This window comes from Pseudomonas sp. PMCC200344, assembly GCF_030053095.1.
In the GTDB taxonomy this organism is placed as follows: Bacteria; Pseudomonadota; Gammaproteobacteria; order Pseudomonadales; family Pseudomonadaceae; genus Aquipseudomonas; species Aquipseudomonas svalbardensis.
This window is the reverse complement of record NZ_CP125618.1, coordinates 2,712,549-2,728,327: the sequence shown is the minus strand read 5'-3', so window position 1 is coordinate 2,728,327 and position 15,779 is coordinate 2,712,549. Positions and strand designations below refer to the sequence as shown.

At 58.1% G+C, this 15,779-nt stretch carries 12 protein-coding genes; all 12 read left to right on the top strand.

The window, feature by feature from the left end:
* The first annotated feature begins 112 nt into the window (after positions 1 to 112).
* The 12 genes from QFW87_RS12375 to QFW87_RS12320 all read left to right on the top strand — a co-directional run bounded on the left by QFW87_RS12375 (position 113) and on the right by QFW87_RS12320 (position 15,773).
* A complete protein-coding gene (locus QFW87_RS12375) occupies positions 113 to 1,423 on the top strand; it encodes a sugar ABC transporter substrate-binding protein (RefSeq protein WP_283190631.1) in 1,311 nt (436 codons plus the stop codon).
* 172 nt (positions 1,424 to 1,595) lie between these two features.
* Positions 1,596 to 2,495: a sugar ABC transporter permease gene (locus tag QFW87_RS12370; protein ID WP_223431080.1), complete on the top strand. Its 900-nt coding sequence runs from the start codon at positions 1,596 to 1,598 to the stop codon at positions 2,493 to 2,495.
* 10 nt (positions 2,496 to 2,505) lie between these two features.
* A complete protein-coding gene (locus tag QFW87_RS12365; protein WP_007936731.1) occupies positions 2,506 to 3,336 on the top strand; it encodes a carbohydrate ABC transporter permease in 831 nt (276 codons plus the stop codon).
* A 32-nt stretch (positions 3,337 to 3,368) separates the two neighbouring features.
* Entirely contained in the window at positions 3,369 to 4,472 is a 1,104-nt protein-coding gene (gene ugpC, locus QFW87_RS12360; protein WP_140678725.1) for a sn-glycerol-3-phosphate ABC transporter ATP-binding protein UgpC, read from the top strand.
* 16 nt (positions 4,473 to 4,488) lie between these two features.
* Positions 4,489 to 5,961 carry a mannitol dehydrogenase family protein gene (locus QFW87_RS12355; protein WP_283190630.1) on the top strand — a complete coding sequence of 491 codons (1,473 nt, stop codon included), beginning with the start codon at positions 4,489 to 4,491 and terminating at the stop codon, positions 5,959 to 5,961.
* 175 nt (positions 5,962 to 6,136) lie between these two features.
* The gene (xylB, locus tag QFW87_RS12350; RefSeq protein WP_283190629.1) at positions 6,137 to 7,633 is read left to right on the top strand and encodes a xylulokinase; all 1,497 of its coding nucleotides are present in this window, start codon (positions 6,137 to 6,139) and stop codon (positions 7,631 to 7,633) included.
* 13 nt (positions 7,634 to 7,646) lie between these two features.
* On the top strand, positions 7,647 to 8,591 hold the full coding sequence (locus QFW87_RS12345) for a carbohydrate kinase (RefSeq protein ID WP_283190628.1): 945 nt from the start codon (positions 7,647 to 7,649) through the stop codon (positions 8,589 to 8,591).
* Positions 8,592 to 8,908: 317 nt separating this feature from the next.
* Entirely contained in the window at positions 8,909 to 10,981 is a 2,073-nt protein-coding gene (locus QFW87_RS12340; RefSeq protein ID WP_283190627.1) for a type VI secretion system tip protein VgrG, read from the top strand.
* Positions 10,978 to 11,820: a DUF4123 domain-containing protein gene (locus QFW87_RS12335; protein ID WP_283190626.1), complete on the top strand. Its 843-nt coding sequence runs from the start codon at positions 10,978 to 10,980 to the stop codon at positions 11,818 to 11,820. The genes QFW87_RS12340 and QFW87_RS12335 overlap by 4 nt, the downstream gene beginning before the upstream one ends.
* Complete coding sequence (locus tag QFW87_RS12330) at positions 11,817 to 12,677, top strand: hypothetical protein (RefSeq protein WP_283190625.1); 861 nt, start codon at positions 11,817 to 11,819, stop codon at positions 12,675 to 12,677. The genes QFW87_RS12335 and QFW87_RS12330 overlap by 4 nt, the downstream gene beginning before the upstream one ends.
* Positions 12,670 to 13,527 (top strand): hypothetical protein, encoded by an 858-nt coding sequence (locus QFW87_RS12325; protein WP_283190624.1) that lies wholly within the window; start codon positions 12,670 to 12,672, stop codon positions 13,525 to 13,527. Before QFW87_RS12330 ends, QFW87_RS12325 begins: the two co-directional genes overlap by 8 nt.
* Positions 13,528 to 13,541: 14 nt before the next feature.
* A complete protein-coding gene (locus QFW87_RS12320) occupies positions 13,542 to 15,773 on the top strand; it encodes a lipase family protein (protein WP_283190623.1) in 2,232 nt (743 codons plus the stop codon).
* Positions 15,774 to 15,779: the final 6 nt, after the last annotated feature.

The window sequence follows — 15,779 nt, the reverse complement described above, 5'->3', positions numbered from 1 at the left end:
GTCACGTCATCAATAGAAGGCTGTAATCAGTGCACATTCTTCCCTCCGCAGGAAGACACAAAAACAATAACTGTCCTTCTGTAACCCGCCGGGTGCAGAAAAGGAGTGCACGATGCAACCTTCTGTAAAAGCTCTGCTTGCCCTCACCTGCATGACCCTTAGCAGCGTCAGCCTCGGCGCCCAGACCCTGACCATCGCCACCGTCAACAACAGCGACATGATCCGCATGCAAAAACTCTCGAAAACCTTCGAGGCCGAGCATCCGGACATCAAGCTCAATTGGGTGGTGCTGGAAGAAAATGTCCTGCGCCAACGCCTGACCACCGACATCGCCACTCAGGGCGGACAGTTCGATGTACTGACCATTGGCATGTACGAAGCCGCACTCTGGGGCGCCAAGGGTTGGCTGGAGCCGATGAAGGACTTGCCGGCCAGTTACGCCCTCGACGACGTTTTCCCATCGGTGCGTGAAGGCCTGTCGGTCAAGGGTTCGCTGTATGCGTTGCCGTTCTACGCCGAAAGCTCCATCACCTATTACCGAACCGATCTGTTCAAGGAGGCCGGGCTGACCATGCCCGAGCACCCGACCTGGACCCAGATCAGCGAGTTCGCCAGCAAACTCACCAATAAGGATAAAGAACAGTACGGCATCTGCCTGCGCGGCAAGGCCGGCTGGGGCGAGAACATGGCGCTGATCACCACCGTCGCCAATGCCTATGGTGCGCGCTGGTTCGATGAGCAGTGGAAGCCTGAATTCACCGGCCCCGAGTGGAAAAACGCGCTGAACTTCTACGTCGACACCATGAAGAAATCCGGCCCTCCGGGTGCATCGAGCAATGGTTTCAATGAAAACCTGGCGCTGTTCAACAGCGGTAAATGCGCGATCTGGGTCGATGCCAGCGTCGCCGGCTCCTTCGTCACCGATAAGACCCAAAGCAAGGTCAGCGACCACGTCGGCTTCACCTACGCACCGCACGAAACCACCAACAAGGGCTCGGCCTGGTTGTATTCCTGGGCGCTGGCGATACCGACCAGTTCCAAGGCCAAGGACGCCGCGAAAACCTTCAGCGCCTGGGCAACCTCCAAGGAGTATGGCGCTTTGGTTGCCGAGAAAGACGGCATTGCCAACGTACCACCAGGTACCCGCGCTTCGACGTATAGCGACGAGTACATGAAGGCTGCGCCGTTCGCCAAGGTGACCCTTGAATCGCTGAAAGCCGCGGACCCGAGCAATCCGACCCTCAAACCCGTGCCGTATATCGGCATCCAGTTGGTGACCATTCCTGAATTCCAGGCCGTGGGCACCCAGGTCGGCAAATTGTTCTCGGCAGCGCTGATCGGCCAGACCACAGTCGACCAGGCCCTGACCGCCGCCCAGTCAACCACCGAACGTGAAATGAAGCGCGCCGGTTACCCCAAGTAACCCGCCATTTCAATGTGGGAGCGAGCCTGCTCGCGAAGAGGTCGGTACATCCGATGCATCTCTGGCGACTGGAACACCGCTTTCGCGAGCAGGCTCGCTCCCACAGTTGATCTTCATATGTCTGTTCCTTATCGGTTCTATCGCCATGAATATTTCAACTGCCAAAGCTCACATGGACATTCCCCAACCGGTGCGTAAAAGCCGGTTGGCCAACCCCGGCTGGTTCCTGGTCAGCCCCTCGGTGGCGTTGTTGCTGCTGTGGATGATCGTGCCGCTGGGCATGACCGTTTACTTCTCGCTGATCCGCTACAACCTGCTCTACCCCGGCGAGAACGAGTTCGTCGGGCTTGAGAACTTCAGCTACTTCCTCAGCGATTCGGGTTTTCTGCCCGGCGCCACCAACACCTTGTTGCTGGTCGGCAGCGTGCTGTTGATCAGCGTGGTGTTCGGCGTGTTGATCAGTGCACTGCTGGAGGCCAGTGAGTTTCTCGGTCGCGGCATCGTCCGGGTGATGCTGATCTCGCCGTTTTTCATCATGCCCACCGTCGGTGCGCTGATCTGGAAGAACCTGATATTCCATCCGGTGTCGGGGATTCTCGCCTACGTCTGGAAGCTGTTCGGCGCGCAGCCGGTGGACTGGCTGGCGCACTACCCGCTGCTGTCGATCATCATCATTGTGTCCTGGCAATGGCTGCCGTTTGCGATCCTGATCTTGATGACCGCCATGCAGTCCCTCGACCAGGAACAGAAGGAAGCTGCGCGCCTCGACGGTGCCGGGCCGATCGCGATTTTCTGGCACCTGACCTTGCCGCACCTGGCACGGCCGATTGCGGTGGTGGTGATGATCGAAACCATCTTCCTGCTCTCGGTGTTCGCCGAAATCTTCACCACCACCAACGGCGGCCCCGGCTACGCCTCGACCAACCTCGCCTACCTGATCTACAACCAGGCGCTGGTGCAGTTCGACGTCGGCATGGCGTCCGCCGGTGGTTTGATCGCGGTGGTGATCGCCAACATCGCGGCCATCGTGCTGGTGCGCATGATCGGCAAAAACCTGACAGACAAAGCCTGAGGCCTGCGCCATGACCCTTCAACAATCCCGCCGTCTGCAAAGCCTGCTGCTCGGCACCCTGGCCTGGGCCATCGCGATCCTGATCTTCTTCCCGATCTTCTGGATGGTGCTGACCAGTTTCAAAACCGAAATCGACGCGTTCGCCACGCCGCCGCAGTTCATCTTCACCCCGACGCTGGAGAACTACCTGCACATCAACGAGCGCAGCGATTACTTCAGCTTCGCCTGGAACTCGGTGGTGATTTCCTTCAGCGCTACAGCGCTGTGCCTGCTGATCGCGGTGCCGGCGGCGTACTCGATGGCGTTCTACGAAACCCAGCGCACCAAGGGCACATTGCTGTGGATGCTCTCTACCAAGATGCTGCCGCCGGTGGGCGTGCTGATGCCGATCTACTTGCTGGCCAAGAGTTTCGGCCTGCTCGATACGCGCATCGCGCTGATCGTGATCTACACGCTGATCAACCTGCCGATCGTGGTCTGGATGATTTACACCTACTTCAAAGACATCCCCAAGGACATCCTCGAAGCCGCGCGCCTCGACGGTGCCACGCTGTGGCAGGAAATGGTCCGGGTGCTGCTGCCGATTGCCAAGGGTGGCCTGGCGTCCACGGTGTTGCTGTCGCTGATTCTGTGCTGGAACGAGGCGTTCTGGTCCTTGAACCTGACTTCGTCGAAAGCCGCGCCGTTGACCGCATTGATCGCTTCGTACTCTAGTCCCGAAGGTCTGTTCTGGGCCAAGTTGTCAGCGGTGTCGACGCTGGCCTGTGCGCCAATCCTGATCTTCGGCTGGATCAGCCAGAAACAATTGGTCCGCGGCCTGTCGTTCGGCGCCGTGAAATAGTCCTTAAAGAATTAGACAAAAGGAGCGCCACCATGGCCAACCTGAAAATCAAGAATCTGCAAAAAGGCTTCGAAGGCTTTTCCATCATCAAAGGCATCGACCTGGAAGTGAACGACCGCGAGTTCGTGGTGTTCGTCGGCCCGTCGGGCTGCGGCAAATCCACGTTGCTGCGCCTGATTGCCGGCCTGGAAGAAGTCAGCGGCGGCACCATCGAACTGGATGGCCGCGACATCACCGAAGTCAGCCCGGCCAAGCGCGACCTGGCGATGGTGTTCCAGACCTACGCCTTGTACCCGCACATGAGCGTGCGCAAAAACATGTCGTTTGCCCTCGATCTGGCTGGCGTACCGAAAGCCGAAGTCGAGAAGAAAGTCGGCGAAGCGGCGCGCATCCTTGAACTCGGGCCGATGCTCGAACGTAAACCGAAACAGTTGTCCGGCGGTCAGCGTCAGCGCGTGGCCATCGGCCGGGCTATCGTGCGCAATCCGAAAATCTTTCTGTTCGACGAGCCGCTGTCCAACCTCGACGCCGCCCTGCGGGTGCAGATGCGCCTGGAACTGTTGCGCCTGCACAAAGAACTCAAAGCCACGATGATCTACGTGACCCACGATCAGGTCGAAGCCATGACCATGGCCGACAAGGTGGTCGTACTCAATGGCGGCAAAGTCGAACAAGTCGGCTCGCCCCTGGATCTGTATCACCAGCCGGCCAATCTGTTTGTCGCCGGGTTCCTGGGCACGCCGAAAATGGGCTTCCTCAAGGGCAAAGTTACCCGCGTCGAGAGCCAGAGCTGCGAAGTGCTGCTGGACGCCGGCACCCGCATCACGTTGCCGCTGAGCGGCGCCAACCTGAGCGTCGGTGGTGCGGTGACCCTGGGCATTCGCCCGGAGCATCTGAATCTCGCGCAAACCGGTGACTGCACTTTGCAGGTCACGGCCGACGTCAGCGAACGCCTGGGCAGCGACACCTTCTGCCACGTGGTGACCTCGTCCGGCGAAGCCTTGACCATGCGCGTTCGCGGCGACCTGGCCAGCCGTTATGGCGAGTCGCTGAGCCTGCATCTGGACGCCGAGCACTGCCATTTATTCGATGCCGACGGTGTGGCGCTGACCCGCCCGTTGCGCGCTGCGGCCTGATTTTAGAGAGCACGTGATGAAACTCAATAAACAGAACCTCAATCGCCTCGCCTCCGAGGTGGTCCTGCCCGCCTACGCCCTGAGCGACACCCGTCAAGGCATCGCGCACATCGGCGTCGGCGGTTTCCACCGCGCTCACCAGGCCTATTACACCGACGCGTTGATGAATACCGGTGAAGCACTGGACTGGGCCATTTGCGGCGTCGGCCTGCGCGCCGATGACCGCCGCGCCCGTGACGATCTCAAAGAGCAGGATTACCTCTTCACCCTGTTCGAGTTGGGCGATACCGACGACACCGAAGTTCGGGTGATCGGCGCGATTCGCGAGATGCTGCTGGCCGAAGATGGCGCACAAGCGCTGATCGACAAACTCGCCAGCCCCGCGATCCGTATCGTTTCGCTGACCATTACCGAAGGCGGTTACTGCATCGACGACAGCACCGGCGAGTTCATGGCCCAGCTGCCGCAAATCCAGCACGACCTGGCACACCCGAGCGCACCGAAAACCGTGTTCGGTTTTCTCTGCGCCGCGTTGGCCAAACGTCGTGCAGCCGGCACGCCCGCGTTCACCTTGATGTCCTGCGATAACCTGCCGCACAACGGCGCGGTCACTCGCAAAGCGTTACTGGCTTTCGCCGCCCTGCGCGATGCCGATCTGCGGGACTGGATCGCCACCCACGTGAGTTTCCCCAACGCGATGGTCGACCGCATCACGCCGATGACCAGCACCGAACACAAGCTGCAACTGCACGATAAACACGCTATCGACGATGCCTGGCCGGTGGTCTGCGAACCTTTTGTGCAATGGGTGCTGGAGGACAAGTTCGTCAACGGTCGTCCAGCCTGGGAAAAGGTCGGCGTGCAGTTCACCGACGACGTCACGCCTTATGAAGAGATGAAGATCAAACTGCTCAACGGCAGCCACCTGGCACTCACATATCTGGGTTTTTTGAAGGGTTACCGCTTCGTTCACGAAACCATGAACGACCCGCTGTTCGTATGCTACATGCGTGCCTACATGGACCTGGACGTGACCCCGCAACTGTCACCCGTGCCGGGGATTGACCTGACCGAGTACAAGAACACGCTGGAGGCGCGCTTCTCCAACCAGGCGATTGCCGATCAGCTGGAGCGTGTGTGTTCGGACGGTTCGTCGAAGTTTCCGAAGTTCACTGTGCCGACGATCAATCGATTGATTGCTGATGGACGAGAGATGACGCGTGCGGCATTGGTGGTGGCCGCTTGGGCGTTGTATTTGAAGGGCGTGGACGAGAATGGCGATACCTACAGCATTCCTGATCCGCGGGCGGCGTTCTGTCAGGCACTGGTGGCGGATGATGCGTTGATCACCCAGCGGTTGCTGGAGGTTGAGGAGATTTTTGGTACGGCGATTCCGCATTCGCCAGAATTCGTGGCGGCGTTTGAGTGGTGCTGTAACAGTTTGCGTGACGTCGGCGTGTCGCGGACGTTGGAGCGGGTGTTGGCTTAAGCACACGGCGGTGAATCTGCCTCCGTCTTCGCGAGCAGGTCGAATCGTCGCACCGTCGCTCCCACATGGGATCGGTGTCGGACACAAAATCCGTGTCCTCTGAAAATCTCCTGTGGGAGCGAGCCTGCTCGCGAATGGCTTCACCGAGATCGACCTGACACACCAAGGATCTTCCATGGCAAACCAACAACTATTCCTCGGCATCGACTGCGGCACCCAAGGCACCAAAGCCATCATCCTCGACGCCGTCAGCGGTCAGGTGCTGGGCCAGGGTGCCGCCGCCCACACCTTGATCAGTGGGGCCAATGGCCGCCGCGAGCAAGACACCTCCCAATGGCTGGACGCCTTCGCGCTGGCCACCCGCCGCGCATTGCTCGCGGCGAAGGTCGACGGCCAGGACATTCTCGGCATCGGCGTTTCCGGCCAGCAACATGGGTTAGTGCTGCTCGACGATCAGGGCCAGGTGCTGCGTCCGGCCAAACTCTGGTGTGACACCGAATCCACCCCGGAAAACGGTAGTCTGCTTGCCCATCTGGGCGGCGAAAAAGGCTCCCTGGAACGTCTCGGTGTCGTGATCGCGCCGGGCTACACCGTCTCCAAACTGCTCTGGACCAAAGAACACCATCCGCAGATTTTCGCTCGCATCGCGCGCATCCTGCTGCCCCATGACTACCTCAATTATTGGCTCACCGGCCGCAGTTGCAGCGAGTACGGCGACGCCTCGGGCACCGGGTATTTCAACGTGCGCACCCGCCAATGGGACTTGCAGCTGCTGCGTGACATCGATCCCACCGGACGACTGCAAGCCGCGCTGCCGGAGCTGATCGACGCTCATCAAGCCGTCGGCACGATCCTGCCGAGCATCGCCGAACACCTGGGCATCAACCCGCAGGCGCTGGTCTCCAGCGGCGGTGGCGACAACATGATGGGCGCCATCGGCACCGGCAACATCAAGCCCGGCGCTATCACCATGAGTCTCGGTTCATCGGGGACGGTGTGCGCCTATGCCGACCAGCCGAAAGTCAGTCCGGACTCTTCAGTCGCAACGTTCTGCTCCTCCAGTGGTGGCTGGCTGCCGCTGATCTGCACCATGAACCTGACCAACGCGACCGGGGTGATTCGCGAGCTGTTCGAGCTGGATATCGAACAGTTCAACGAACTCATCGCGCAAGCACCCATCGGTGCCGAAGGTGTGTGCATGCTGCCGTTCCTCAACGGCGAGCGCGTCCCCGCCCTGCCCCATGCCACCGGCAGTCTGCTGGGGTTGACGATGAGCAACCTGACCCAGGCCAACCTGTGCCGCGCGGTGGTCGAAGGCACGACCTTCGGTTTGCGTTATGGACTGGACCTGCTGCGCCAGAATGGCTTACAAAGCCGCAGCATTTGCCTGATCGGCGGCGGCTCGAAAAGCCCGGTGTGGCGGCAGATCGTCGCTGACATCATGAACACGCCGGTAATCTGCACCGAACAAAGCGAAGCCGCGGCCCTTGGCGCCGCTATTCAGGCGGCGTGGTGCAAGTCCTGGGAAAACGGGCATGAAGACAGCCTCGCGGACCTTTGCGAGCGTTGCGTGAAGCTAGACTCGGCCAGCGAAACCTTGCCGATCGCAGACAATGTGGCGGCCTGTCAGCAGGCCTACGAACGCTATCAACAGCATGTCGCAACCCTTTAAAGAGTGAATAACTATGTACCTGGTGTGTGGCGAAGCGCTGTTCGATTTCTTCAGTGAAGACGATGCCAGCGGCCTGGCTCCAAAAGTGAATTTCAAGGCGATTGCCGGCGGCTCGCCGTTCAACGTCGCGGTGGGTTTGCGCCGTTTGGGCGTGGACGCGGCGCTGTTTGCCGGGTTGTCGACCGACTACCTCGGCCGGCGCTTGCAGCAGGTGCTGCAGGATGAAGGCGTGCGCTCGGATTACCTGGTGGATTTCGCTGCGCCTACGACCCTGGCGATGGTGGCCGTCGGTGCCAATGGTTCACCGCATTACAGCTTCCGGGGCGAAGGCTGCGCGGATCGTCAGCTGAAAACCGAGCATCTGCCGGAACTGGGACCTGAAGTGCGCGGCTTGCACGTCGGTTCGTTTTCGCTGGTGGTGCAACCGATTGCCGACACGCTGTTGGCATTGGTGCAGCGGGAAAGCGGCAAACGCTTGATCAGCCTTGATCCCAACGTGCGGCTCAATCCTGAGCCGAATATCGACCTGTGGCGCTCGCGGATTGCCACCTTGGTTGAGCTGGCCGACCTGATCAAAGTCAGCGATGAGGATTTGAGCCTGCTGTACCCCGAGCAGGATCCGCAACGGGTGATCGAAGGCTGGCTGCAGCATCGCTGTCAGTTAGTGTTTCTGACCCGTGGTGGCGAGGGGGCGACTGTGTTCAGCCGTGCCCATGGTTCATGGTCGGTGCCGGCGAGCTCAGTGAAAATCGCCGACACCGTGGGCGCTGGCGATACGTTCCAGGCAGCGCTGATTACCTCGCTGACCGAGCAGCAGCTGGATTCGGTTGAGGGCGTGCAATCGCTCGACCGCGAGCAGATCGACGGGATGTTGAAGTTTGCGGTGCAAGCTGCGGCGCTGACGTGCAGCAAGACCGGGCCGGACTTGCCGTATCGCCAGCAGTTGGATCTTCGCTGAGGCTGAAGGCCTCTTCGCGAGCAGGCTCGCTCCCACAGTAGATCTTCAGTGGACACAGGTTTTGTGTTCGGCAACGATCCAATGTGGGAGCGAGCCTGCTCGCGAAGGCGGTGTCACTTACACCGCTAATCTTCCGACGCTGGAGTCGTGTGACTGGAGAACGGGGATTAGAACACGGGGGTGAGCGGCAATAAGAGTAGAGGGCTGTTACGTGCTACAGACGACTTTAGTCGGTAAATGACGGTTCGTTTCCTTGAACGAGGCGCTTTAATCCTGCACCATCCGCCCCAGCTTATTCAAAGGACGGAATTAAAGGCATGCTGGACGCGAACGCAACCCATATTTCCCTGACGCTGGAAGGCGTTTCCGTTGACCTTCAGGTACTCAGCTTCGTCGGTCGCGAAACCCTCAATCAGCCGTTCTGTTTCGACATCGAACTGGTCAGCGCGCGCCCCGACCTGAAACTCGAAGAGTTGCTGCACAAGCCCGGCTGCCTGACCTTCGGCGCCACCGGCAAAGGCATCATCCACGGCTTGGTGTATCGCATCGAGCAAGGCGACTCCGGCAAAAGCCTGACCCGTTACAGCATCAGCCTGGTGCCGCAACTCGCCTACCTGCGCCACAACCATGACCAGCAGATTTTCCAGCATTCAAGTGTGCCGAAGATCATCGCTCAGGTCCTCGAAGCGCGCGGCATCCTGGCCGACGCCTACAGCTTCCAGCTCGGCGCGATCTACCCGGAACGCGATTACTGCGTGCAGTACGACGAATCCGACCTGCATTTCATCCAGCGCCTGTGCGAAGAAGAAGGCATTCACTTCCACTTCCAGCACAGTGCGAGCGGCCACAAACTGGTGTTCGGCGATGACCAGACGGTGTTCCGTAAACTCGCGCCCGTGGCCTACCAGCAAGACTCCGGCATGGCTGCCGAGAAACCGGTGATCAAGCGCTTCAACCTGCGCCTGGAAACCCGCACCACCCGCGTCAGCCGTCGCGATTACGACTTCGAGAAACCGCGCATCCTTCCCGAAGGCGCCGCCAAAAGCGAATTCGCCCCGGACCTGGAAGACTACGACTACCCCGGCCGCTTCACCGACCGCGAACGCGGCAAGCAACTGGCGACCCGCACCCTGGAACGCCACCGCAGCGACTACAAACTTGCCGAAGGCAAAGGCGACGAGCCGACCCTGGTCAGCGGCCACTTCATGGCCCTGAGCGAACACCCGCGCGCCGAGTGGAACGACCTCTGGCTGCTGCTGGAAGTGGTGCACGAAGGCAAACAGCCGCAAGTGCTCGGCGCAAACGTCACCAGCGACGTCACCCAGAACAAAGACGATTTCCACCAGGGCTACCGCAACCGCTTCCTCGCCACCCCGTGGGACGCGCACTTCCGCCCTGCCCTCGAACACCCGAAACCCAAAGTCCTCGGCAGTCAGACCGCCATTGTCACCGGCCCTGCGGGTGAAGAAATCCACTGCGACGAATACGGCCGCGTCAAAGTCCAGTTCCACTGGGATCGCGAAGGCCAGGCTGACGACAAGACCAGCTGCTGGCTGCGCGTCGCCACCGGCTGGGCCGGAAGCGCCTACGGCGGCATCGCCATCCCGCGCATCGGCATGGAAGTGCTGGTGTCGTTTATGGAAGGCGACCCCGACCAACCACTGATCACCGGATGCCTGTACCACAAGGAAAACGTCGTCCCGTACGACCTGCCGGCGAACAAAACCCGCAGCACCTTCAAGACCCTGAGCTCTCCGGGTGGTAATGGTTACAACGAGTTTCGGATTGAAGACAAGAAAGGTGCGGAACAGATCTACCTGCACGCCCAGCGGGATTGGGATGAAAACATTGAGCATGACCAGAAGATTCGCATCGGCAACGAGCGACATGACACCGTTGAAGCGAATGTTTTCAGTGAGTTCAAGGTTGAAGAACATCGGATTACTCATCTGGATCGCAAGACTGAGACCCGGGCTAATGATCACCTGACGGTTGCCGTGACTCAGCATGTAAAGGTGGGGACCGCGCAGTTTGTTGAGGCGGGTCAGGAGATTCACTACAACGCTGGGGAAAAGGTTGTGGTTGAGGGCGGCATGGAGCTGACGGCCAAGGCTGGCGGGAGCTTTGTGAAAGTTGATGCGGGGGGCGTGACGATTAGTGGCGCGCAGGTCAAGGTCAACTCCGGCGGTGGTCCCGGCGCGGGGACGGGGATTCAGATTCTCCCTCCTGTTATTCCATGGGCCGCCGCCCAGGACAAAGCAGGCGCTCTGCTCGTCCCGGCCGCCGTGCAAATGGCCATGGCCAAAGCCGCCCGTGCGGCTGGCGACATCCGCTGCCCGATCTGCGAAGCCTGCCGTGAAGGCAAGTGTGATTTGGGGACGGCAGCATGAGCGACGCACTGAACAACTGGCTCGGCGAACAAACCCGGCTCAACCGAGTCCTGATCCTCGCCCTCGACAGCCTCGCCGAACCGAACCCGGTCACCTCGCTGTACAGCGCCGGCCTGATGCAGCGCTCGGTGCAACTCTATCGAGGCACCCAGTACGCCGAATTCGCCCCCATCAGCCCATGGCTGACCGAACTGCACAACCCCAGCGCCGACGCCTTCCGCAAACTGCTGGACGACCCACAGCGCAACTGGGGCTGGATCGGCAGCATGGACAAGGCCGACCTCGACAGCCTGACCCAACACTGGCGAGCGCGGATGATCATCGACGAAGACGGCGAGCGCTCGCTGTTCCGCTTCCAGGACAACCGCGTGATCGCCCGCTGCCTGGCCAACCTCAAAGCAACCGAATATCCGCTGCTTCTCGGCCCGATCGCTAGCGTAATGTTTTGGGATGAAGATCGGTGGAAGAGCGCCGACAACGTCCGGCCTGGGGTTTACCCGGCTCCTGATCCGGCGCCCTGGTTACGAAACCCTGAGTCCGGCGAACAGGCCCGCAGCATCCTGCGCGACAACCTCAAGCGCTGGCTCCTGACCTACCACGTCGAAGCAGCCGCTGAACTCGCGGAAACACGCGTCGTCAGTGAGTGGCTTGAGGAGCAGATGGACTTGCTGGATTTGTGGCGATGGAAAACGCCGGAACAGCGCGAGTTGACGCTGAGTCGACGGTTGAATGCCAAGTGCATGGAAGATGTCGCGTGGGAGCCTTTGCCGGGGGAAACGCCGGAAGTGCATTTTGCGCGGTGTCAGCGGGTGTTCGTTGAGCCAGGCGTTGCCGTTTGAAAATCAGTTTATGGTTACTGCCGGGATTGGTGCTGCTTCTCGGCGCGTGTAGTTGGGTGGGATCTGCTGCCCGAAACAGCGTTGAGGATGTAGCCAGTGGTTATGGGCGCGAGCATTTCACGCTTGTCGTCAGTGTTCCCCCGAATTTCGGCTTTACCTCTAAAGCGCAGTATTCACCGAAAGAGGGTCAGGACTGTGAAGTTTATAGCCCTGGCTTAGGCGGTTTGGTTACTCGACAACAACAGAAATTCGATAAATTTCCGGCAAAAAGCGCAGAGCAGAGAGTCTCTACTGATATCCCGTTGGAGTACCACATTGGTGGTTGCTCGATGGTACTCACGAGAGTGGATTATGAGGTTAATGCCACTTACGGTGCTGACGCCTGGGATCATGGCCTCGATCATGCAGGCGGGCTATCCATAAGACCCTCATCGACGAACGACAAGTCAAATCCTTCTTCGATCATTCAAGAACAACGTGGGATCTGCACATGGTTTTTCCAAATCAGTACTGCAAAGGCGAAGAAAGACGGTATTGAAAAAATCTTGTCTTGCAGTGCTGCCGACGAACAGTGGAGAGTATCAAGTAACTATATTGAACGACGAAAGCCTGGCAGCGTAGTTAACAGAGAATTGCTGAACCAAAAAACGGCAAATATCACCTTTCGCTTAGCTGAAGATGAGGAGCCCTCTATAGATAATCGATGGATTAAAACCGCCAGCGGGTGGAAGCCTTGTCAAGGCACAGCAACGTCAGACCGTTGTGGATCTCACCCAACCTTCAAAACTTTTGAAATGAATGGACGCCAGTGCACGGTTTATCCAAATTGCACTGAGCAGGGAATATTTAATGAATAGGCATTTTTTTTCATACAGCGTCAGGTCGGTTTTTTTTCTTGCTCTTCCGTTAATGGGCGCTTGTAGCTGGGCTGGGCAGATGGTCAAAGATAGCGTCGAGGGAGTGACCAGCAATTACGGAAGCGAACATTTCACTCTCGTTGCCATTGTTCCTCCAAACTTCGGTTTTACCTCCAAAGCGCAATACTCACCGAAAGAGGGTCAGGACTGTGAGGTCTATAGCCCAGGCCTTGGTGGTTCGGTCACTCGCCAGCAACAGAAATCCAATAAAACTCTGGCAAAAAGCACGGAGCAGACAATCTCTACAGAAATACCGTTGGAGTACCACATTGCTGGTTGCTCGATGGAGCTCACTAGAGTGAACTATGAGGTCGATGCTACCTATGGCAACGGTATCTGGGATGATGGGTTAGACCACGCAGGTGGATTGGCAATTGTAGGAAAAACATCCACAAAGACCTCGAGTGAGACCGGACAACGAGGTCTGTGCACATGGCTTTTCCAATTAAGCACCGCTAAGGCAAAAAAAGGTGGAATTGAAAAGATTCTGTCGTGCAACGCCGCTGATGAAAAATGGCAGGTTCCGGAGAATAAACGTGAGCGCCGTAAGCCTGGCGGTGTGGCCGAAAGAAGCGCCCTTCCCGGGAAAGTCATAAAGCTTGAGCTGCGCCAATCATCCGAGGAGCGACCTGCCATCGGCGATACCTGGCTGAAGCTACCTGAAGGATGGAAACCTTGTCTTGGTAAAGGTGTGAATGATCCATACGGATTCTGTCGAGGCAACACTAAAGACTTTAGAACTTTCAAGCTGAACGGACGCGAATGCACGGTTTATCCGAGCTGCAACTAAAAAGGATTTAGCTAATGGACAATCTGCAAACTTCATCGCTGAATGATCAACGTCGTTCCTGCCCATTGCGAGGTGAATGGATCAGCTTTCGTCTTGTAGATGAACTTGGTGACGGTGAGCCTTATGCGGGGCTTGCATACGAACTGAGTGACACCGAAGGTGGTAAAAAAACTGGGGTATTGGATGGCGAGGGTTTCGCGCGAGTCGAAGGAAACTACGCTGGCCCCGCGATACTTACGCTAGCGAAATCGTATAGCGGCGATGATGATTTCTATAATTTTCTAACGGAACGTGACAGTTATGATATTCCGCTAACAGAATTACAAGTAGCCGCCGAACAAACCCGCCGCCGCCCTATTGGTAGCACCGGCAAAACAGGGGCCTACCGAGCAGCCGCGGAAAAAGGCGAGTTCCATAACGTAGAAGTTCGTGAATTTGTTGAGTTCACAAAACACTTACCACCGGCAGCAAAGTTGTCCAACCCCGTTTCACCTGGTTGCGCCAAACTGGCTCGTGATTTCGCGGGTGATAAAGTGCCGAGCTTTGGTGTAGGTCTGCTTCCGGAAAAACATTACGTTCTTGAAGTACGTGCGCTTCGCGCATTCCGACCTCTGCTGTCGTTAGCCCCTGAGTTCAGTGCTCTTAACCTGTATCAGTTGTCACTGCTGGCGACACTGAGCTATGGCGCATTCGGCCAAGTCCCCGAAACGCTGGAAAACGCTGAGAAACCTAAGAAAGATTTTGCCTTCACATACCCGAAGATTGGAACCGTTGGGCATGTTTTAAACACATGCCTTGCGTGTTACGAAGAGCCGATGCGTTACGCGGACTCGAAGAAACCGGCGTTCCCGCTGGTGGAAGACGTACCCTATTCAAAACGTCTGGAAATCGTTCCCTTTGACCCGGACCGTTATCCTCAAAATGATCCCTCATCCGGGGAAAACCAAGAAACACCGTCGTCAGTGCATTTTTTCAACGACGCTCGACAGGGAACAACTGACTGGACGAATACTGATACGCAAGCTTATGCCACGCACGATGATCGAGTTGTATTGATCGGAGTCAGGGGAACAGCCGAAGGTTGGGATGGCTGGCGAGATGCCGATGCTCAGCAAGTGCCAATTGAAGGCGGGACGGGGAAAGCGCACCAAGGTTTTTATGAAGCCTTTATGGCACTTCGCCCTTTCATAGCAGACTACGTTCGTCGTTTTCGACGAGACCAAAAAATTCTTGTCTGTGGCCACAGCCTCGGCGGTGCAATCGCATTGTTGTTGGCCGAATGGCTTCGCCAGAACATCACAGATGACGTAATTCTCTACACCTTCGGCTCACCACGTGCCGGCGATGCCGATTTCGTCGACGGGGCCAAAGCATTGATTCATCACCGCATCGTCAACCATAACGATCCGGTTCCTAGCGTTCCCGCAGGATGGATGGATACCAAGAAACCGATCTGGATCACCGGCCTCGCCGCAACCGTCTCGGGCGTTCTGACGCCGGCAGCTGGCGGTTTGGTATTCGCAGCCGGCATGGCTAGGTTTGGCGGGAAGCCCTATTGGCACCACGGAGAACAGCGCCACTTCATGCCATTGCAGCTACCGGGGCAGGTTGTTTCCTCTGTGTTGTGGAAACCTGGATGTGAAGGCTATGAAGAAGCCGCGATGGCTCGCTGCGTGGCCCAAATGAAAAAGAACGACATGCCTGATCGCAGCCAATTCATGGCACAGGTGTTCAGCGCCGCAGATCACAAGATGCTCGATGGCTATATTCCGTCTTGCTGGGCATCACTTCGACGCTGGCAGGAAACACAAACGACTGGCGGCTACGTCATCAGCTCGACGGAATCGAATCGTCTGAAACTCGAAGTGGAAACCTACCGTACCGAACTTCAGAAATGGCAGCGCAACGCCGATTCGGAGTTCCCCGGAGGGACTATCGAAGGCCGTCCTCAAGAGCGCGCCACGCCGTTGCAGCGTCGATCCACGATGTCTGATCTTCAGGAGCGTCAAACGGCGGTCAATCAGGCAGTGCGACACAATAAAAAAGAGCTGCAAGCCATCGAACTCACCATGCAACGGCTGACGTCTTTGAGCAGCACCAAGCTGACTATCGCTGACGTATATGGCGATTGCACTGAATTGCCAGAGCTGAAAACGCACATCGACCGGTGGGCCGCACATACGGAAAACCAAGCGTCGGTGCGAATTGCGCAGATTCCGCCGTCAACTTCAGTGAGCATGGCCTGATCAGGT